The sequence below is a fragment of the Puniceibacterium antarcticum genome, from assembly GCF_002760615.1.
Lineage (GTDB): Bacteria > Pseudomonadota > Alphaproteobacteria > Rhodobacterales > Rhodobacteraceae > Puniceibacterium > Puniceibacterium antarcticum.
This window is the reverse complement of sequence record NZ_AWWI01000017.1, coordinates 1-18,721: the sequence shown is the minus strand read 5'-3', so window position 1 is coordinate 18,721 and position 18,721 is coordinate 1. Positions and strand designations below refer to the sequence as shown.

The 18,721-nt window shown below is 58.3% G+C and carries 17 protein-coding genes and 4 pseudogenes; 8 read left to right on the top strand and 13 right to left on the bottom strand.

The features are described from left to right. Positions 1 to 198: 198 nt before the first annotated feature. On the top strand, positions 199 to 1,050 hold the full coding sequence (locus P775_RS01370; protein ID WP_099909283.1) for a class I SAM-dependent methyltransferase: 852 nt from the start codon (positions 199 to 201) through the stop codon (positions 1,048 to 1,050). Here P775_RS01370 and murC read toward each other — a convergent pair. The 6 genes from murC to P775_RS01345 form a co-directional block, all read right to left on the bottom strand. After that, positions 1,047 to 4,940, bottom strand: coding sequence for a UDP-N-acetylmuramate--L-alanine ligase (gene murC, locus P775_RS01365; RefSeq protein WP_099909282.1), 3,894 nt, complete (start codon positions 4,938 to 4,940; stop codon positions 1,047 to 1,049). The two genes, P775_RS01370 and murC, sit on opposite strands and share 4 nt — an antisense overlap. Beyond that, positions 4,933 to 5,535 carry a YdcF family protein gene (locus P775_RS01360; protein WP_180287277.1) on the bottom strand — a complete coding sequence of 201 codons (603 nt, stop codon included), beginning with the start codon at positions 5,533 to 5,535 and terminating at the stop codon, positions 4,933 to 4,935. The genes murC and P775_RS01360 overlap by 8 nt, the downstream gene beginning before the upstream one ends. Before the next feature lie 344 nt (positions 5,536 to 5,879). Further along, entirely contained in the window at positions 5,880 to 6,020 is a 141-nt protein-coding gene (locus tag P775_RS27855) for a hypothetical protein (protein ID WP_180287276.1), read from the bottom strand. A gap of 12 nt (positions 6,021 to 6,032) precedes the next feature. Beyond that, entirely contained in the window at positions 6,033 to 6,431 is a 399-nt protein-coding gene (locus tag P775_RS01355) for a transposase (protein WP_281256054.1), read from the bottom strand. 11 nt (positions 6,432 to 6,442) lie between these two features. Next, positions 6,443 to 6,688, bottom strand: a complete 246-nt coding sequence (locus P775_RS01350; RefSeq protein WP_143520766.1) for a hypothetical protein — start codon at positions 6,686 to 6,688, stop codon at positions 6,443 to 6,445. 2 nt (positions 6,689 to 6,690) lie between these two features. After that, complete coding sequence (locus P775_RS01345) at positions 6,691 to 7,197, bottom strand: transposase (protein ID WP_281256053.1); 507 nt, start codon at positions 7,195 to 7,197, stop codon at positions 6,691 to 6,693. A 415-nt stretch (positions 7,198 to 7,612) separates the two neighbouring features. Here P775_RS01345 and P775_RS01340 point away from each other — a divergent pair, with 415 nt between their 5' ends. Beyond that, positions 7,613 to 8,533, top strand: a complete 921-nt coding sequence (locus P775_RS01340; RefSeq protein WP_143520764.1) for a glycosyltransferase — start codon at positions 7,613 to 7,615, stop codon at positions 8,531 to 8,533. Beyond that, a complete protein-coding gene (locus P775_RS01335; RefSeq protein WP_099909276.1) occupies positions 8,530 to 9,369 on the top strand; it encodes a sulfotransferase domain-containing protein in 840 nt (279 codons plus the stop codon). Before P775_RS01340 ends, P775_RS01335 begins: the two co-directional genes overlap by 4 nt. 44 nt (positions 9,370 to 9,413) lie before the next feature. Here the strand turns inward: P775_RS01335 and P775_RS01330 are convergent, their stop codons facing one another. Further along, a complete protein-coding gene (locus P775_RS01330) occupies positions 9,414 to 10,217 on the bottom strand; it encodes a sulfotransferase domain-containing protein (RefSeq protein WP_099909275.1) in 804 nt (267 codons plus the stop codon). A 307-nt stretch (positions 10,218 to 10,524) separates the two neighbouring features. Here P775_RS01330 and P775_RS01325 point away from each other — a divergent pair. Continuing rightward, a pseudogene (locus P775_RS01325) lies at positions 10,525 to 11,603 on the top strand (IS5 family transposase); the annotation flags it as partial. Positions 11,604 to 12,312: 709 nt separating this feature from the next. Here P775_RS01325 and P775_RS01315 read toward each other — a convergent pair. Continuing rightward, positions 12,313 to 12,660, bottom strand: a complete 348-nt coding sequence (locus tag P775_RS01315; protein WP_281256052.1) for a transposase — start codon at positions 12,658 to 12,660, stop codon at positions 12,313 to 12,315. A gap of 568 nt (positions 12,661 to 13,228) precedes the next feature. On the opposite strand from P775_RS01315, the gene P775_RS27440 reads away from it, so the two are divergent. Both P775_RS27440 and P775_RS01305 read left to right on the top strand, forming a co-directional pair. Further along, on the top strand, positions 13,229 to 13,867 hold the full coding sequence (locus P775_RS27440; RefSeq protein ID WP_143520760.1) for a sulfotransferase family 2 domain-containing protein: 639 nt from the start codon (positions 13,229 to 13,231) through the stop codon (positions 13,865 to 13,867). Between the two features lie 56 nt (positions 13,868 to 13,923). Continuing rightward, entirely contained in the window at positions 13,924 to 14,160 is a 237-nt protein-coding gene (locus P775_RS01305; RefSeq protein ID WP_099909271.1) for an alpha/beta hydrolase, read from the top strand. A gap of 30 nt (positions 14,161 to 14,190) precedes the next feature. Here P775_RS01305 and P775_RS29545 read toward each other — a convergent pair whose 3' ends face one another. From P775_RS29545 to P775_RS01275, 5 genes and pseudogenes are all read right to left on the bottom strand, one after another. Beyond that, positions 14,191 to 14,397 (bottom strand): hypothetical protein, encoded by a 207-nt coding sequence (locus P775_RS29545; protein ID WP_245875518.1) that lies wholly within the window; start codon positions 14,395 to 14,397, stop codon positions 14,191 to 14,193. A gap of 371 nt (positions 14,398 to 14,768) precedes the next feature. Continuing rightward, a pseudogene (locus P775_RS01295) lies at positions 14,769 to 15,057 on the bottom strand (transposase domain-containing protein); the annotation flags it as partial. Next, a pseudogene (locus tag P775_RS01290) lies at positions 15,054 to 15,185 on the bottom strand (IS3 family transposase); the annotation flags it as partial. The pseudogenes P775_RS01295 and P775_RS01290, both read right to left, overlap by 4 nt. Positions 15,186 to 15,670: 485 nt before the next feature. Next, the gene (locus tag P775_RS01280) at positions 15,671 to 16,993 is read right to left on the bottom strand and encodes a hypothetical protein (RefSeq protein ID WP_143520758.1); all 1,323 of its coding nucleotides are present in this window, start codon (positions 16,991 to 16,993) and stop codon (positions 15,671 to 15,673) included. A gap of 56 nt (positions 16,994 to 17,049) precedes the next feature. Next, positions 17,050 to 17,733: a glycosyltransferase gene (locus P775_RS01275; RefSeq protein ID WP_245875517.1), complete on the bottom strand. Its 684-nt coding sequence runs from the start codon at positions 17,731 to 17,733 to the stop codon at positions 17,050 to 17,052. 48 nt (positions 17,734 to 17,781) lie between these two features. Here P775_RS01275 and P775_RS01270 point away from each other — a divergent pair, with 48 nt between their 5' ends. Together P775_RS01270 and P775_RS01265 are read left to right on the top strand one after the other, a co-directional pair. Beyond that, entirely contained in the window at positions 17,782 to 18,210 is a 429-nt protein-coding gene (locus tag P775_RS01270; RefSeq protein WP_099909312.1) for a TRAP transporter small permease, read from the top strand. 120 nt (positions 18,211 to 18,330) lie between these two features. After that, a pseudogene (locus P775_RS01265) lies at positions 18,331 to 18,667 on the top strand (TRAP transporter large permease subunit). Positions 18,668 to 18,721: the final 54 nt, after the last annotated feature.

Below are 18,721 nucleotides of genomic sequence, written 5' to 3'. Positions count from 1 at the left end.
CGGCTGCTGCGGATTTTGTTTCAACAGCTTGATTCTAAGGCGCTTTCAGGCGTCCGCAACCTTCACGAAACGATTTGTATGGATCATCCGGGCTCAGAAGAAAAGCTTTTTGACTATTCCTGTCCGATCGAGTGGCATACCTATCGTATTTGACCTACACTGCTTGATAGACGGGCCGTTCCAAGGGGCGTACTGACGATGAGTGCCGAGGCGATTAGACATTTGGCTGATGTCCATTTAGTCGGACGCTACTTAGAGACGAGTCCCGATTTCTGCCCCGACGCTCCAACGCTTGCCTCGAGTCTTTCTGTTTTCGCGACCTCCGATCACTTTGTTGCATCCCTCGCCACGTTTGGATCAAACCTTGAATGCTTGTTTCAAGGTTATACGACACCCACAAATGCTGATGATCTCCGTAAAGCTCTTCTGGGCCGTGGCATCGACAATGTTCAAATTTTTGCGATTGATCAAATTCCGTTGCCGACGATTTATCAAGAACTCGGCGTCGACATGCCTGAAATAGAATTCATTCAGGCTGATGCCTGCGCCATCGGAGATCGGCTTGCGGGCCGTAAGTTCGATTTGATTGTGCAAGATTTTGTGTTGAATTGCATGCCGCCAGTTTATATTCCCGCTCTCTTGCAAGAAGCGCGGCGGCATATCAAACAACAGGGGATTTGCTTGATTAGCTTTTCGGCGGGCGCATCTAAGTTGCTGCAATGCTCCGCTATATCGGCTACTTCTCAGACAGATTGGCCGCAAGAGTTGACAGCAACAACGCGAAGTTTGGCAGATTTGGCGCGTTCGGACGCAGAGTTTTCCGATTTGGCTGAACGGTGGCTAGGTCAGACTATCTCGAATTCAAAGACGGGGGAGGTGATTCAGATTACCAGCCCGTCAGGCCAATTTGAGTTCTTCCTTTCCGAGGCGGAAGTGATGTGCATGATTGAGGCCGCAGGATTTGAAGTCTTTGTAGCAAATGTCAGCAGCGCTGTGGACTACAGCGGTCTTGCGTGTAGCAGATACCGCGTGATCGCCAAACCCAACTAGCACAGGTTCTCGACCTGTCTGTCGATCAGGGCGTTGATTGCGCGAGTCAGCGAAGGGATGTTTTCCTCCATAAAGAACTCTCCATGGGCACCCTCAACGATCTCTACTGCAAAACCCTGTGCATAGGCCTTTCTGAACGCAGTTTCAGGGTCTTCGTTCGTCAGGTAAGGGTTGTGACTGCTATTGCGCCCAAAGATCAGCCCAACTTGTTTGTCGTAAGGCCAAATACTGGCCTGTTCCATAAGAAGCAAGTGACGTACTTCACGACCGCGGGCGCGCAAAGCAAAGGCTGTCGCGCGGGCGATCGTGGCTCCTTGGCAATTGCCTCCCAATAGAAGAGGGCCTTGGGGTTGAAGAGAGATAATCTCTTCGCTGTATTGATGGGCAAGGGTCGCGATCGTATCGGGCACATGTTCCATGATCATATGGGCCGAACGCATTCCATGCAATGGGCGATCTGGGCCAAGGGCTTTGGCAAGAGCCTTCAGTTCTGGGAACCCTTGGAAACACCAAAACAAGCCGGGCTTCTTGCCTCCGCAATTCAGGGTGCGGATAAACCCTGACTGATCAATGTTCTCGCTTTTCCAAGCCGCCAAGAACGCCTTTTGCTTGTCCAAAATTCGTTCCGCGAGGTCGGGCTGTATCTTCCCTAGCGACTTCGGATCCGCTAACAGCGCCCTAATTTGATCCGCCATCGCTTCAATTGTCCCGATGGTTTCCAAGGCTTGTGCGGAGAGCCTCATTCCAAATGCCTTCTCTACAGCCATAACCATTTGCACAGAAGCGAGGGAATCACCGCCAAGTAGAAAGAAGTCATCCTGCACGGTCAGATCTTGGCATTGCAGAACTGCGCGCCATATCAGAACCAAACGCCGCTCCACACCGTCAAGTGATGCCGGAGTAATTGAACTGACGGGCATCTTTTGCGCCACAGGGTTGCGCAGGTCATTCCTCTGGAGCTTCCCGTTGCTTGACATGGGCAAACTATCAACACGGATGAACTCTTTGGGCACCATGGCGGAGGGTAACTTCGCCGCAATATCGGATCGGATCTGTTGAAAATCCAACGTGTGATCCGCAAGGACGAAGGCCGTCAGAACGGAACGGCCCGATATACCCGCCAAATTTACAACCGCGGCCCGTTCGATGCCTGCGCATGCATTGAGGTGAAGCTCGATTTCTACGGGGTCAATGCGGATTCCGTTGACCTTCATTTGATCATCTACGCGGCCAACAAATTCGAGAGAGCCATCTGGTAGGCGCTTTCCAAGATCACCGGTGCGATACATCCGCTGCTTGGTTCCATCCAAAAATGGATCGGGCGCAAATCGTTCTTCCGTCTGAACGTGGGAACCAAGATAGCCGCGGGCCACTCCAGCACCTGCGATGCAGATTTCCCCAATTGCCCCATCAGGCACCAATTTATCTTGCGCATCGCAAAGGTAAATGATGGTGCCCGCTACGGGAAAGCCGATGTTAGCGCCCACATCATCGGCAAAATCTTCCGTCGGGCCACGGCGCAAGAATTGTGCAACGGTGGAAAAGATGGTGGTTTCGGTGGGGCCGTAAAAGTTGAACAGCTTTTTTATCTTGGTGCTCTGGCGAAGGGTTGCAATCAGGCTTTGCGGTATGACTTCGCCGCCAAGTGAGATTACGCGCAAAGATTCTGGCAATGCGCCAATCTGTGCCAGACTTGAAATTACCGTTGGGGTGCCGCCAAGATTGGTAATGTGACCAAAATTCTTGGACCGCATGATCCCGGTCATATCAGCTTCTATCAACAGGCAACCGCCCAATGACAGCGTCGCAAAGATTTGGTGAATGCTCGCGTCAAAACTGATTGAGTCGATAAAAGGCGTAAGGGCCAAGTCATCCGCGTCAAAAAGCGCCTGCGTTGAAAACTGCAAGAGGTTGCAGACGTTTCGGTGTTCCACACCGACCAAGCGCGGGATTCCCGTCGAACCAGAGGTGAAGATCGCATAGGCAAGATCGCTGTCGTGCGTCTCTGCTTTCAAACTTACAAGGGGTTCTTCGAGTTCAAGTGCTTCGTACAAAAAGGCGTCAATGCGCATTGCCGGAATGCCAGCCGGTGTCGCAATATCGGCGGCATGATCATGTAAGATGATTGCCGCCCCCACCTGCTCGAACCCAGCAAGAATACCAGCACGCAACATTTTGGGGTCGATTGGAACAAAAGCTGCCCCCGCCTTAAGCGTACCCAACATGAGTGCAATCAATTGCGGGGTTTTATGGGAAACGAGAACAACCAAATCGTCTCGACCAACCTCGCGTTTTGAAAGAGCAAAGGCAAACGATTGGGCGAGGCAATCAATTTCGCGATAGGTCCAGACCCGTTCTTCAAGGGTCAAGCACGGTGAGTCTGGCCGGGTTCTGGCCCGCGCTTCAAACGCCGATTGTAGGCGCAAAGCCGTAGACTGTGTCACTGGCGTGGTGCCCTTTGATTGTTCCTCAATCGGGAGTCCTGCCTCTCGTTCCAAAAAACGAAGAACCATTTTACCCGTTTCATGGGCTAAACCGGGGCCCATAGTGACGACAAGGTCACCGGGGTGAGCCAGTTCTGCTACCTTTCGGCAAGCCTCTAACGCGGTCTTCGCCCGGACCGCTGGAACCTGAAGATTGTCCAAAATCGTCCATAACTGCGCTTCGGGATTTTCGTCGCCTCTCAGTTCACCTGCGCAGTCGATTGGCAGTATGATGACATGATCCGCCGAACGCAGGGCGATCGCGAAATCTGGCGCCAGGCGCGACAGTCGGCTGTAAAGCTGCGGCTGAAACACCGCGATAACGGCCCCATTCCTTCGGACTGTAGTGCGCGCTACAGAAAGAGTGGCTGCAACCTCTGTTGGATGATGTGCGAGATCATCGAACACGCCCACTTCGGCCATTTGCCCGAGTTTTTGCCAACGTCGGGGAATGGACTGAAATTCCCCCAAACTCTGTGCCGAGATCTCTGGCGAAACCCCGTGGTAAGAAGCCATGGCAATCGCACCAAGTGCGTTCAGAACATTGTGCTTTCCTGGCAGGTTCAAAGATATTTTGACGAGGTGACGTCCATTGTTCCAGACCTCAAAGATCGAAGTGGTTGGCGTCATTTCCAGAATGACGGCCCGCCAGTTTGTACCCGGCGACAATCCATAGCTTTCGACCCGATCTGCCATCTGCGTCGCTATAGCGGCTAGTGTTGGACATTCGGCACACAAAAGAACCCTACCGCCAACCGGAACACGTTGGATGAAATCGGCAAACGCGTCCTCTAGTGCCTGAAGTGATCCGTAATGATCGCTATGCTCATCTTCAACATTGGTTACAATGCAGTGTTGTGGCTGCCAGAAATCCAAGGCGCGGAAGGCTTCGCAAGACTCGTTGACAAAGACACCTTGCCCGCTCCATTTCGCATTTCCCCCAGCAAGGGATGGGCAGGTTTCGCCGATCATGTAGCCAGGATGAAGGTTTGCACTTTCCAGGATATGGGCCAGCAGAGCCGCTGTTGTGGTCTTACCGTGACTTCCCGCAACAGCCACAAACTCTTGTCCCCCAAGCAATTCAGCAAGAGCCCTTGGGCGCGAGATCTGGCGCAGTCCGATCGCCCTTGCCGCTACCAACTCGGGATTGTCTCGAGGCACCGCTGGGCTGAAAACCACCGTGTCTGCGCCCAAAAGATTTGTCGCGCAGTGCCCAATCGTTATCCCGGCTCCTTTTGTCCGTAGCGCGCCGAGGCGCGGATTGTCGGTTTGATCGCTACCAGAAACCCTTAGTCCTAGATCTAAACAAAGCTGGGCAAGCGCACTCATTCCCGCACCCAGAATTCCCACAAAATGAACGCCACGACTGGTCCGCAGACTGACAGGAAGATCCAAAAATTCAATCAATCGACAAGTCCCTTTTCATCCCATATTCGGCAATACGTCGAACCTCACCTAATACACGGTCACGTCCGATCACCGTCTGCGACCAATTGTGCGCCTGAAGGTCGGCAGGGTCCCGCGGTGGACACATAAAGAGCTTCACGTGACCGGGGAAATGCTTCCGTGCCGTCATAAAGGCGCGGCGCGTATGAATAGGTTTGCAGCAGATCGCAATGCGAGAAATCTTATCCCAAGATGTATGCTGAGTGATCACTTTTGCCGTGAAAAGAAAATTCTCCAACGTATTTCTGGCGTTGGGCTCTATCATCAGTGCCTCGGACGGCACGCCTGCTGCTAAGGCGTGATCACGGTAGATCCGCCATTCGGGTACGCTTTCAGGCGAAGGGCCGTGCCCACTGATCACGATCTTCTTTGTGAACCCCTTAAGGTAGAGATCAATTGCAGGTTCCACGTTGGAAATCGACGGAGATCCAAGGACAATGGCCAGATCGACCGTGGCTGGTTCGTCGTCCATGAAGATAAAGCTTGTTAGTGCTCTGATGGATTGCGCTTCGCACATTTGAATCGCCCCGGGTCTGTCGGAGACCTGTAACTTCATTTCACGCGACCATATCGAGCACATCGCGCTGTGCCTAGTAGGGCTGCTGCGCCGCATTGATCCTGAGGCCCGGAAACGCGCCGCTTCCCGCTTCGGGCGCGCCGCTGTCTGATCCCGCATTATTCACCGGGATGGTCTTGGACGCCGCCAGCGTCGGCTTGAGGTCGGTTTAGGCAGCACGTACACGCAACACCGAAGGGTGCGCCGTCGGCGTTTCGCGGCTTGGTTGCTAACGATATATTTCCGGCATCCAGAACGTGAAACGTCAGGCGCCGATGCGCATGCGTTCAGGGCCGCCCGAAGGCGTTGTAGGCGGTCTGAGGGTATGGGCGCCAAGCGGGGGCTCATGGACTGGCGCCGCGCAGGGTCTGGATCTGCGGCCAGAGGGCCGCCCAGAATGGCGCCACGGCTTCGGCGAGGATCAGGGTCATGCGGCGGGCCGAGATGAAAAGACGTCCGCCGCCGCGCAGAACGCGCTCGCGCAAGCGGCGCAGGCTCTACGGCGAGCCGGTCGCGTGCGCCATGGCGCGGCGGGCCACATGCATAGCCTGGTAGGCCAGCATTGCGATCAGCAGCCGCACCTCGTTGCAGGCAAAGGCATCGACGGCAGGCGCCGCCGTCTTCGGCTTTCTGCCGCGCAGGTGGGTCTTCGGCCGTTTGGTCGAGGACAGGGCTAGTGCCAGTACATCCATCAACTCGCCCATATGCCCCTCGGCCTTGCCGCGCTGGCGGTAATGCTCCAGTAGGGCCTGCCCGTTCATCTGGAAATGCGAGATCGAGGTGACGAGGAAGAACCGGTCGAGCAACAGGTCGTCGGGCCGCTCCTTGACCACGAGCACGACGCGGCGAGGCGCGTCCCACGTGCTGGCCTGATGTTCCAGATCATGGGTCCACAGCCGGGGTTCGGTCAGACGCCGTCGTCACGCCAGAGGCGTGCCTTGCAATGAAGGCGCCCCTCCGGGGCGGCCGGGCGATTCATGTGCAGCTCGGCCAGCCGGTCGAGCGTGGGGTTTGCGCGCAGACGGGCAACGTGATGGATCCCACGCGCCTCCAAGCCTGCCAGAAACACGCTAGAAGGAAAGCCCTCGTCGATGCGCACGGTGGTCATTTTGCACAGACTTGTCTCGGCGCGATCGACGACGTCGAGGATCACGTCTAGGGCGCCATCCATTGCCCGGCAGGCGATTGCGAAGCAATCTGCCGAGAGTGCGCGGTACTGACATTGCCCGGGCGCAGACGGGCGTCGAGCATGTCGCCGGTTGTCGTGCCGAAAGCACGCCTCTGGCGTGACGCGATGGACGTGATGAGCGGATGATAGATCCGGGCCCGATAATGGCCGCTCCACTCTGCCTTGGGCTGATGGCCGTGGACCTCGACCGGCAGGCTGTCCACGCCCAACGTAATGCGGGTGCGCCGCTCGCCACCTTTCTCAGAGCGCAGGTTGCGGCCTGCTAGTTCGATGGCCGCCTCGCGCAGAACCTGTCGGTTCTCCGGTCGCGCCAGCATCGCCGTAAAGCGCGACAATGTCGGCTGCGATGCCAGACCGGCCGAGGAACTGACCGCGAGGTGCATCGCGGGATCGTGCCGCAGGGCGTCGGCATCGTCTTGATCCTGCCAGCCCTGCGCCACCAAAAGCAACATGGTCCGCAGCAGAGACGGCAGGTCGTGGACGACGTCGCCCTAGCGGCGATCGTCCTTCATCCGCGCCGCCATCCACGGCACAATACCGGTCGCATCGAGCACCTCCAGAAGCAGCACCGCGCCGAGGTCGCCGGTCAATCTTTCTGCCCGAGTTTCAATCGTGAGAGAACGGCTGAATCCAGTCGCGACCGGTCATAGCGTTTCACCCATGCGTGCGTCCGTGGCTGCTGCGGATTTTGTTTGAACAGCTTGATTCTACGCCGCTTTCGGCCGCACGCAACCTTCACGAAACGATTTGGATGAATAAGCTGGGGTGATGCATCGGCGCTATCCCCTTTGCAAAGGCGACGCATTGCTGCGTATTTGACACGAACTGCCGCGACCGCCATTTAGATAGACACTGCCCGTCCGAGCGAAACCCTTCCGGAGATTTACATTGCCAAGACGAGTTCTTTTCCACAGGGAATTCAAAGCCTTCACAGGTGGGCACCTGAAGGTGTTCGACTACTTCAACCACACCCTCAGTTGTGACAACTACTTGGCAGAAATCCATTTGACGCAGAATAGCGCGACCGACCACCCTTGGCGCGGGAAACAGGGCGTTGTCAAAGACTATGACCCCGAAAATGCAGAAATCCTGTTCGTCGCCGGGATGGACTGGACGGCGCTGGCAGCGCACCCCGGCATCGAAGAGCGTGTACCGGTGGTCAACCTTGTCCAAGGCCTAAGACACGCTTCGCCTTCCAACCCGTTGTTCGGTTTCCTGCGTCGCCGGGCCATCAGGCTGTGCGTCAGCGATCAGGTGGCGCAGGCACTGAAAGCCACCGTCCTATGTAACGGTCCCATCCATGTCATTCCGAACGGCATCGATTTCGGATTACTACCCGTCAGCGATGGTATCGTTGATTGCGACATCTTCGTCAGCGGCTCGAAGCAGCCAAGACTTGCCTCCGACCTGACGGCGCGCCTGCAAGAACAGGGCTACACTGTAGACTGCCAAATAGAACATCTGCCCAGAAGCGTGTTTCTTACCCGTATGGCGCGCACGCGCGTGGTGGTGTTGCTGCCCCTTCCTGAGGAGGGGTTTTATCTTCCCTCGCTGGAAGCCCTTGCGATGGGTCTTGTCGTGATTTGCCCGGACTGCATCGGCAATCGCGCCTTCTGCATCGATCGGGTGACGGCACTGACACCCCCGCTTGACCTCGATCATCTGGTGGCCGCGGTCCATGAGGTGACACGCGATCCACTGCTCTCAAAAACGTTGCGCGACAAGGGCAAGGAAATCAGCCTTCGCCATGATATCCGGAGCGAACGCGAGACATTCCTTAACATCCTTGAGGACATCCGGCAGGCATGAACACAGATACCACGCAAGACATTCTGATAACCGGGCTGCCGCGATCGGGCACGACCTTGACTTGCCATCTTTTGAACAAGGTTCCGAACAGCGTGGCTCTGCACGAACCCATGTCGCCGAACCAACTGGAGGGCCTGGAAACGACCGAACTTCTGGGGACGATTGCGCAATTCTTTGCCGCTCAACGCGACCAGATCCTCACTAAAGGCACCGCGACCAGCAAGGCGTGGAACGGCGCAGTGCCCCCCAACCCGAGGGGAGACGCGGATGCACAGGGGCGCCGAACGACAATACTGAACGGCACTGAGATCGCGGTTTCCAATGTCAGCAGCAGCACCTTCCATCTTTATATCAAGCACCCCGCGTTCTTCACGGCTGCGCTGCCCGTGTTGATAGGCCGGTTCAGCTGCTTTGCAATCGTGCGCAACCCTTTGGCCGTGCTGTTATCCTGGCGCACGGCGGGCATGGCGGTTTCCGACGGTCGTATGCCCGCTGCGGAACAGTTCGATCCGCGTCTGGTAACCCTGCTGAACGCAGAACCGGATGTCCTGAACCGACAGCTCATTCTTCTTGATTACTGCTTTTCACAGTATCGCCGGTTTCTTCCTTCCCGGATAATCTGGTATGAAGACATCATTCGATCCGGTGGCAAGGCCTTGTCCCTGATCAATCCGGCGGCAAACCAGCTGGATGAACCGCTGAGATCACGCAATATGCTTGGCATCCAGACCGACCCTGCGGCAAAGGAAATCGGCATGCGGTTGCTTGAGTCCGAATCGTCGTGCTGGTCATTCTACGAAAAGGTGAATGTCGAAGCCTTGCTGCTTTCGCAATAGCGCCAGGCGTCACCACACGAGCGCGCAAGACGCCATAATCCGGTTCAAGAGACCATCGGCTCAGTATAGTTGCAACAGCACCAGTCTTCAAGTGATATCCCCGCCAGTTGGCCGGTCAACTGGATGTCATTTTCATAAAGGCCGCAAAGATACGAAAGGTCCTCGGCTTGCATGGGCGCCATACCGGTTGAATCGACTGAAACGATGTATTGGCTTACTGCGATCCCCGCCTTGGGCAGCTGCAGAAACTCCATCAGGCCATCAAGTTCCCTTTGCGTGTTGACCCAAAGATGATCCATGCGAAGAAAGTGCAATTGAGATTTGGAAAAATGCGCGCAGAGACGCGCGATCTGGGCCGCGTAAAACCCGCGCTCGACATAGGAATAGGTTCTGTGAACACCCGCCGGGGCGTTGGAAACACGGTCGCGACCTTCACGGATTGCAAATCTGAACGGAAGGTTTTCTGCCCCCCGAGTCATTTCCATCCGCCAATGAGAGTAGGCGCGATAGGCCGGATGGCGCAGGCAGACAATCAATTTTGCGTACGGATTGTAGGCGGCCAAGCGTTCGATTGAATTTGGCCAATACATGTAGATCGGTGTTGCTTCCCCGCGCAGAACATAGGCCTTTGACCAGTCAAAAAGCGCATGCAGTGACGAATGGTCCGGCGCGGCCCAATCAATGCCTTCATCATCGAAGAAATGCGCTTCCTTCTTGGCAGACATCTGAACACACCCGTGCTGTCGCAGCATGGTGTCCAAAGCAGTCGTGCCGGCCTTCTGGATGCCCGATACAAAGAAATCCAGCCGATCTACCCGCGCGGAACCCGCACCCTCTGGGTGATCCATGAAACACGCTCTCCGCAGAAATCAACATTATATTTTATATAGATAACTCCATCGTCAGGATATAAAAATCAGCAGATTACTTGGGGAATGCAGGATGAAATGCGTATCCACCAGTTCGCCTGCGCGTAGAATGCCCTCCCGTTTGGTGGTTCTGTCGCAAACTTTTTGGATTATGGGCCTGTTTACCAAGTTCGGCTTGAACAACTGCCATGTAGCTGAATAACGGAGATAAATCGGATATTTTTCTGGCTTCAAACTGCAGGAATTCGTAGAATCCAATTGAAATTTCTGCAGTTTGGATCCTGCCATGAAGCACCGTTCGCGTCCTAAGGAACAGGATGACCTCCTCCGCCCCCGATTGGTCGACATGATCGACATGCGCCACGATCTGGTGAAGCTGGCGGACTTGATCGACTGGGAATTCTTCGAGCGGGAATGGGCTGGTTTCTTCCCGTCGGCGACAGGGCTGCCTGCGACGCTGCCACGGCTTGTGGCGGGCCTCATGTATCTGCAGCATGCCTATCGGCGCTCGGACGAGGCCGTGATCGCCCGCTGGGTGGACTCCCCGTATGTTCAGCATTTCACAGGTGAGACGTTCGTCGGGAAAACAGCGCCCCACGCTGTTTTCTGATCCTCCTCACTCCAGCACACCCCGCCGATACATACGTCATCACTAAGCCGTTGGCGCGATCGTATCGGCGAAGAGGGCGCGGAGTGGCTGCTGACCAAGACGATTCAAGCGGGCCGGTCTGGCGGTATCATCGACGACGACAGCATTGCGCGGGTCTCCGTCGACACCACCGTGATGGAAAAGAATATCGCGTATTCAACCCCCTCCCGGCAGCATCCTGCGGATGCGCCTGCCGGGCAATGGACGCTCGGCTCTACGAAAAGGCACGGGTGAAGTTGGTCGCGCTTGCGAAGGAGCTTGGCCTCGACCTGCGCCAGACCTATGCGCGCAAGGCGCCGCGGCTGGCGATGCAGATCGGCCGGTATGCCCACGCGCGCCAATACAAGCGGATGCGCAAGGCACTGAGAACGTTGCGCGGATACACGGGTCGCGTCATGCGCGATATCCGTCGGCGGCTGGACAACATCCCAGCGGGTGCAATGCGCGACGGCGTGGCCGATATTCTGGCGCGCGTGTCGAAGCTGCTGCACCAGGCTCCGAAGGGAAAGGGCAAGATCTACGCCCTGCACGAGCCCGACGTCGACTGTATCTCAAAGGGGAAGGCGCGGGTGCGCTACGAGTTCGGCTGCAAGGTCAGCCTCGCCACCACGATCGACGAATGCTTCGTCGTCGGCATGCGCGCCATGCTAGGTAACCCATACGACGGTCACACCCTGGCCGAGGCCCTGGAACAGGTCGAGGCGCTCAGGCTCCACGGCGAGCCGGTCGCGTGCGCCATGGCGCGGCGGGCCACATGCATGGCCTGGTATGCCAGCATAGCGATCAGCAGCCGCACCTCGTTGCAGGCAAAGGCATCGACAGCGGACGCCGCCGTCTTTGGCTTTTTGCCGCGCAGGTGGGTCTTCGGCCGGTTGGTCGAGGACAGCGTGGGCGCCAGCACGTCCCTCAACTCGCCCATGTGCCCCTCGGCCTTGCCGCGCTGGCGGTAATGCTCCGGCAGGGCCTGCCCGTTCATCTGGAAATGCGAGATCTAGGTGACGAGGAAGAACCGGTCGAGCAACAGGTCGTCGGGCCGCTCTTTGACCAAGAGCACGACGCGGCGAGGCTCATCCCAGGTGCTGGCCTGATGTTCCAGATCATGGGTCCACAGCCGGGGTTCGGTCAGACGCCGTCGTCACGCCAGAGGCGTGCCTTGCAATGAAGGAGCCCCTCCGGGGCGGTCGATGGTGATCTTGCACAGGCTGGCTTCGGCGCGATCGACGACGTCGAGGATCACGTCCAATGCGCCATCCATTGCCCGGCAGGCGATTGCGAAGCAATCTGCCGAGAGGGCGCGGTACTGACATTGCCCGGGCGCAGACGGGCGTCGAGCATGTCGCCGATTGTCGTGCCGAAAGCACGCCTCTGGCGTGACGCGATGGACGTGATGAGCGGATGATAGATCCGTGCCCTGTAGCGGCCGTTTCACTCCGCCTTCGGCCGGTGGCCGTGGACTTCGACCGGCAAACTGTCCACGTCCAACGTAATGCGGGTGCGCCGCGCGCCACCGTTTTCAGCGCGCAGGTTGCGCCCGACAAGTTCGAGCGCCGCCTCACGCAGCACCTTCAGGTTCTCCGGTCGCGCCAGCATCTCCGTAAAGCGCGACAGCGTCGGCTGCGACGCCAGCCCGACCTCTTCCGTCAGCGGCGTCAGCCCGGCCGAGGAACTGATCGAGAGGCGCATCGCGGGATCGTCGCGCAGGGCGTCTGCATCGTCGTGGTCTCGCCAGCCCTGCGCCACCAAAAGCAACATGGTCCGCAGCAAAGACGGCAGGTCGTGGACGACGTCGCCCTAGCGGCGATCGTCCTTCATCTGCGCCGCCATCCACGGCACGATACCGGTCGCATCGAGCACCTACAGAATCAGCACCGCGCCGGGGTCGCCGGTTAAACGCTCTGAGTGCGCCTCAACGGTCAGAGAACGGCTGAATCCGGTCGCGACCGGTCGTAGCGTTTCTACCCATGCGTGGATCCGTGGCTGCTGCGGATTTTGTTTCGACAGCTTGATTATACGCCGCTTGCAGGCGCACGCAACCTTCACGAAACGATTTGGATGAATAATCCGGGATTAGAAAGGATAGTCTCATTTTTTATTTTCTCACGATTATGCCCATAAGTTAGCTGCAATGTACATTGCAGCACGCCTCTACCAAGTTAAAATGAAAAGACTCGGGCATCCTTCGGCTGTGTCAAATTGCGCAATCAACGAACGGCCGCTTACGGTGGATTATGTTCCAGCACCCACAGAAACCACAGGCAATAAATGGCTTTAAAATTCGCTTTGGGCGTGATTACACTTCCGAAAGGCGTTTCAAGTGTAGAGCCTAGGATGAGGAAAATGGATGACCGGTCTATACAACAAGGAACATGCATTTCTTTTTATCCATGTCCCCAAATGCGGCGGTACTAGCATCGCTAAAACCCTCAAAGAAAAAACGGGGTCCGTACCTTTTGACCGGATGCCGTCAATCGCAGCAGCTATGCAGAGTGAAAACAACCGTAGTGCCGAAATTGTCCACACTGTAGGCCATGCCCGTGCTATTGATGCGCGCACTGGATTGGGTGAAGCAGAATTCAGCCGCTTGGTTTCGTTCGGTGTGGTGCGCAATCCCTGGAACAGGATGCGGAGCCGATACCACTATGCTCGACGAGCATTTAAGCGGCCGCACCCGGCCCCGTTGGATGGTCCGTTCTCTGACTACGCCATTTGGGCCTGTTTGAATCGACCTTCGACTATGTGCGGCCGAATAGTCGATCATGATGGGAGACTAGTGGTAAGTCGTATCTTGCGTTTCGAGGCACTGACTGAAGATTTTGCGCGCCTGACAACCGAGCTTTTCGGGGATGCCGTCGATCTTCCGGTTGAGAACAAGTCGGAAAATCGCGATGAAGATCAATATTCGGTTGAAGCCGTCAGTTTGATGCAAAAGACCTTCTCCGCTGACTTTTTCCTCTTTAACTATCCCGATCTGCCCGGATGACGGATGGCTGCGTGCTTCAGGCCGTCGCCGTCACGCATCTTCAGGCCTAGGAAGCGGTGGACCTTAAGGCGTCACCGCTCTGTGCGCGGCTCGACGACCTGCTGCCGATCTCAATCCATCTCGGCGAAGCTGAATTGTTGTTCACCGATTCCATCCGTTACGCCGATCTGGCGCGGGCCGCAGTCGTGGCGATCGCACTGTCGATCTGGGAGGACATGCGGCATGCCTTCCTATCTTTCGTCTGCCTTTTTGCTGCAGCCGTGATGTGGTTAGCGCCATCGTTAACTTCCTGAGTCAGTAAATCATTGATGCGTCCCTCTGTATCAGCACGGCTTTGGAGCTTCCGTCCGTTGCAGACCGATGATCCCGGCTTGTGCGTCGCAGCGGCGTTTCCAGAGGGCGATTTGCCCGGTGTCGTGGCGCAGTTTCTGCGATGTAGACGGTAATTGCGCGGGGGCATCTGTGAAGGTGATCCGGGCGCCCTCCATCACCACGCCATGGCGGGCAAAGGCGTCCAAGACTTTAGGCATTACCTGCCCCTCGGGGTGGATTATCTGGCCCGCTGTGCGCTCCCAATAAGCAACGCTCGTGGCGTGAACGCCAGTCTCTGCGGCAAGCTGTGCCTGCGTCCAGTTAAGCCCAGGTCGGGCGGCTCTGAGGGTGTTGTGGGTCATGTTTTGCCGCAGTTGTGAGTTGCCTGTTCCTTGTCAGGCTATAAATAACGGCCTAATAAGCCAACTAAAACAGGCGGTAGGTTAAGGGCTACAAGCTTGGATATATTGTATGCGCCGGTTCCGGCCCATTGAGTCTTCACTTGCGGTTGGGGGCGACCGTGCGTCCGGCTGACGTTTTCGCCTTCGTGAGCGCTCACAATGAGCTCACTGGGGACTCCCGGATGAGCTCATTGTGAGGGAATGGGGGGCGACAGCGTAGGCCCATGGCATCAGCGCATCGATGTCCTTGTCGAGATGGCCGTTGGTGAGTTTGGTGAAGAGATCACGCAGGTAGGCATAGGGTTCGAAGCCGTTCATCTTGCAGGATCCGATCAGGCTTGCTAAGCGCGCCCAGGGACGGCCAACCTCATCGTGACCGGCAAAAAGCGCGTTGCGGCGGTTCATGGCCGGGCTGCGGATGGCGTTCTCGACCAGGTTGGAGTCGACATGGCCATCCTCAAGGAAGATCCGGAACCCTCGCGTTTCAACTGGTGCCATGCCTTGCGGACACCATAGACCTGATAGGTCTCTTCCCCGACCCGTTTGATTCCAGGGCGAAGTTCCGCATCGCGCTGATGCCGGGCCGAGGCTTTGGAAGGGTCCGCCCGTGGCCCTCCTGGACGCGGTGAAGGCCAAGGCAAAAGCCAGCGGCTGTGCCCTACACCCGCTATGTCCGGATGCTGCTGGAGACGGACGTGGCGCGACCGAAGTAAGGCCCGTCAATCGCGGGGCGTCCAGGACTTCCTGATCGCGGTCGTGGATGGCCTGAAGGGCTTCCCAGAGCCTATCATCGCGGCCTGCCGTTTCTTCGCCTTTCAGGACTTCCAGCGCGACTTCGTCTTGAACTCGGGCGCATACTGCTTGCGTTTAGACATCTCTGATCCACTGCTCGTTGAAGATCAGCAGACTGCAAATCGTAGCTTATGTCAGTGTCTGAATTTTTGGGGATAGTTCAGGCATCACCGATGGCGGTCGGAATCCCGGTTAGGATCATTCCTTTGGGGAGGCCCGTGGGCCGCCGGTCGTCTTGGATGTGGACGATAAACATGCACCCTCCCAAGGACGGGATGCGGCCTGACGGGTGCGCTGATCAGCGCCGTCGGATCAGGCGGCCCAGGGCGCGGACCGGGGCGCTGACACGCCAAGACGTGCTGGACAGGAACTCCTGTCGTTGTGTTTCCAGCTGACCACTTAGAGCTTCGGCCTCCTTGCGCGACTGCTCCAGTTGCTGGCGCGCGGCCTCGGTGGCGGCGGCGCGGTTCGTCACCGCGATCGTTTCACGACGGATCGTGGCCAAAGCGGTGTCGCGGTCGCGCAGGGCTTCATCGCGGGCCCGGGTGATCTGGGTCAGGCGGTCGGTGAGCATGTCCAGCTCCTGCTGCTGGCGGGCCTGATGAGCCTCGGCCTCGGCCTGTGCCTCGCGGGCGGTGTTGCAGTCGCGCAGGGCCTCGTCTCTGGCCTGGGTAATCTGCGTCAGGTGCTCGTCCAGCATCGCTTTATCCTTGGTCGCTTGGGTCAGGTGCGCCTCAAGCGCCGCCTTCTCGGTCTTGAGCGCCTCTTCGCGGGCGCGGGTCGGGGCCAGCTGCGCGGAGCGGCTCCGCAGGGCCTGCATGGCCCCCGCGAAAAGCCCCTCGGCCTCGTCAAAGGCGGCGGCGATGTCATCCAGCTGGGCGTGGTCCGCGGCCTGTTCGCCTTGGGCAGCCCACCGCTCCAGGATCTCCAGCGTCTGGCGGATCAGGCCGGGTACTCGGGCATCCTCCAGCACCGCGCGCACGCCGTCGTCGTGATGGCGCAGCGCGCGGTTCACGCGACTTGCCCCGTCCTCGGCCGGTCGCGGCCAGGGAAAGCCGAAAGCCGTCTCGGCCGCCATGGCCACGGCGGCAGGATCGCGCAGCAGCGCCTCGTAGGAGGTGAAGTGCCGGACCTGTCCGCGGCTGTGACGCTCGGCCTGCAGCACTTGCGACAGCCAGGTCAGCAGCGACAGGCCGGGGTCGATCTCGTCACGCCGCTGCAACGATGCCGCGATTTCGGAGGGGCTGCGATGGATGTTCAGATAGACGTAGCGGTAGCCTCCAGCATCCAGCACCCCCCGCCAGAACGGCAGCAGCATGCTGATGCGCGGGTCCTTGAGATAGATCAGCGACCCGTCGCCATATTCCGCCTCGATCACGGCGCGGGCCTTATCGTGGAACTCGGCCAGGCGGGGCGAAAGATGCACGTCGGGGCGCAGCGGGCGCCAGTCGTCCCACCGCGATCTCAGGGCGGTCAGGATCGCGTCGTTCAGCCGGAACACCGGTAGCGACTCGAAATAGCCAGCGGCATTCGCGTCCGTCTTCGGCATCGGCGTCGCAGGCCCGTGACAGCCCAGCCCGTCCAGCATCCCCGCCAACGAAGATGTCCCCGAACGGTGCATTCCCAGGACGATGACCGCCACCCGTCCGGGGCGGTTCGTGGTCGGCGCGTCGGTCATCATCCACCCTGTCGCTTGAGGGTCTGCGGGTTCTGCGCCTGCAGGGCCTCAAGCTGCTGCTGTTTATCCAGCATCCTCTGGCGGACAACCGCCTGATGGACCGGACGCGCGAAAGCCAGTGCACCCGCGCGGGTGGCGATTGCTTGCTCCCGTTGGCCCATCTGATCTGCTCCTGTCCAAACGCTGGATGGATTGAGGCGATACACGCCCATTACTTTGTCCATAAACCCGATCTTTCTGATCCTGTCGAGATAGAAGGCTAGTGCGATCTCGCTCAGGCGCGGATGATAGATCGACAAGGGCGAGCCCAGCAGGAGGCTGCGCCGGAAAATTATGGACGAAAAATTCGCGGTCAGGTTTAAGTGCTGGTTCCGCGCGAAATGTTCGTCGGCCAGCAGCAACGGCAGGTTTTCCTGACGTTGCTGCACCCGGCGGCTGTTCTTGGCCATGTCGAACAGCTCGATCCGCGAGAAGACCGCGCCCGCCTCGGGCTGGCTGGCCAGGAAATCAGCTTGCCGGGCATTTTTGTCCGGGTCGGTCCAATAGTCGTCACCCTCCAGGATGGCGATGTGGTTGCCCGCCGCCTCGCGGAAGCAGTGCTGATAGTTGGCCGAGACACCCAGATTGCCGCCGGTGCTGATGTTGCGGATGCGGGTGGGATAGCGCACGGCGTAACGCGCCATGATCCGCGCCGTCCCGTCAGAGGAGCCGTCATTGGCCAGCAGTATTTCATGCGTGCCGCGGCCGACGCCCGTGAACGGGCAGAACGTGACAAGGCTCAGAAGGAGCATGATGACCTGATTGGTCGGCCAATCCCACCGGACATCAAGCGAGACATGTACGCGTTCCTTGAGGGTTCATTCATGGGAGAGGATCAATCTCCGCTCGCGTACGTCGGATACGGTTTTGCTACTCAGGAGCATGTTGCCATCGACATCTTCGCCAGCCGCATGCCCGAACGCACACAGGCATGGCTTGCCATTGTTGCGGCGCTGCTGGCGTTCTGCTTTCTTGCCGGAGCGGCGTGGTTCGGAGCCCAGCAGATGCTGCGAGAATACGGCTACGGCGACCGCAGCAGTCCATCGGCATCCCGATGGACTGGTACTGGCTTCCACTGGTGGGCGGCATGGCGCTTGCGGCCGTCGCGAATCTTTGGCTGATCCTGTGCCAAGTCCGCGTCCTGCGGAGGATATGAGAACATGTCCGCCTAGCACACAGGAGTTGTCGGTCTTGTCGCGCTTCGGGCACTTATAGGGCTGCGGGTTCCCGTGGCCATCGCTATGGGCGCGGTCGGAATCGTCGGCGGTGTCTACCTCAACGGCTGGTTCAGCCTTGGCTTCGTGCTCGGCTCCCAGCCCTTCGTCACCTCGTCCAGCTATTCGCTGTCGGTCATCCCGCTTTTCATGATGATGGGGGCCTTCGCCTCGCGCGCGGGTCTGTCGGCAAGCATCTATCAGGCGCTCAACGCTGATAGGCCATTGGCGCGGTGGGCTCGCTTCGGCCACGGTCGCCGCTTGCGCGCTGTTCGGCGAGGTCTGCGGATCGTCGCTGGCTACTGCCGCTACCATGGCACGCGTCGCCATGCCCGAGATGACGGCCATCGGCTATGACCGATGACGTTGCCCCCTGCAGCTAATCCAGTTTGAGATAGACTCTGGCCCAACCGAAAGG

What these genes read in the sequence shown, in the direction of transcription:
- P775_RS29545 (WP_245875518.1), bottom strand. Translation starts at nt 14,397, where the DNA reads ATGCCTAAAGTCTTGGACGCCTTTGCCCGCCATGGCGTGGTGATGGAG.
- P775_RS01330 (WP_099909275.1), bottom strand. Translation starts at nt 10,217, where the DNA reads ATGGATCACCCAGAGGGTGCGGGTTCCGCGCGGGTAGATCGGCTGGAT.
- P775_RS01370 (WP_099909283.1), top strand. Translation starts at nt 199, where the DNA reads ATGAGTGCCGAGGCGATTAGACATTTGGCTGATGTCCATTTAGTCGGA.
- P775_RS01275 (WP_245875517.1), bottom strand. Translation starts at nt 17,733, where the DNA reads ATGGCGCGTTACGCCGTGCGCTATCCCACCCGCATCCGCAACATCAGC.
- P775_RS01270 (WP_099909312.1), top strand. Translation starts at nt 17,782, where the DNA reads ATGCGTGCCGCGGCCGACGCCCGTGAACGGGCAGAACGTGACAAGGCT.
- P775_RS27440 (WP_143520760.1), top strand. Translation starts at nt 13,229, where the DNA reads ATGACCGGTCTATACAACAAGGAACATGCATTTCTTTTTATCCATGTC.
- P775_RS01360 (WP_180287277.1), bottom strand. Translation starts at nt 5,535, where the DNA reads ATGAAGTTACAGGTCTCCGACAGACCCGGGGCGATTCAAATGTGCGAA.
- P775_RS01280 (WP_143520758.1), bottom strand. Translation starts at nt 16,993, where the DNA reads ATGCACCGTTCGGGGACATCTTCGTTGGCGGGGATGCTGGACGGGCTG.
- P775_RS01335 (WP_099909276.1), top strand. Translation starts at nt 8,530, where the DNA reads ATGAACACAGATACCACGCAAGACATTCTGATAACCGGGCTGCCGCGA.